Annotated in this window: 1 CRISPR repeat array. The window is 37.9% G+C overall.

Going from position 1 to position 525, the window contains the following annotated elements:
* The first annotated feature begins 2 nt into the window (after positions 1-2).
* Positions 3-486: direct repeats of the CRISPR family, unit length 37 nt; unit sequence GTTTCAATCTCGTAATCGAGAATCTTCTAATTTCAAC.
* Positions 487-525: the final 39 nt, after the last annotated feature.

Below are 525 nucleotides of genomic sequence, written 5' to 3' on the forward strand. Positions count from 1 at the left end.
TCGTTTCAATCTCGTAATCGAGAATCTTCTAATTTCAACAATCGGGGCGCGGGTGATGAGGAGTTTGCCTTCACTGGTTTCAATCTCGTAATCGAGAATCTTCTAATTTCAACTCTACCATCATCACCATATGAAATATACCACTATCGTTTCAATCTCGTAATCGAGAATCTTCTAATTTCAACTGTATCACCCTTATCCCCACAAACACCTTTGTCTCGTTTCAATCTCGTAATCGAGAATCTTCTAATTTCAACTGCCAGCCAAAATCACTGACTTACCTACTTTCACTGGGTTTCAATCTCGTAATCGAGAATCTTCTAATTTCAACTGCAAGAACGCTCTCAATTGTCCGTTGCATTGCTAACAAGTGTTTCAATCTCGTAATCGAGAATCTTCTAATTTCAACATTTAGGGCAAAAAAACACGATTTCCGTTCATTTTTACTTGTTTCAATCTCGTAATCGAGAATCTTCTAATTTCAACAATAACCGTCATTGACGGCTTCGATAGCCTTGTCAATGT

The sequence above is a fragment of the Candidatus Poribacteria bacterium genome (assembly GCA_021295715.1).
Classification (GTDB): Bacteria; Poribacteria; WGA-4E; order WGA-4E; family WGA-3G; genus WGA-3G.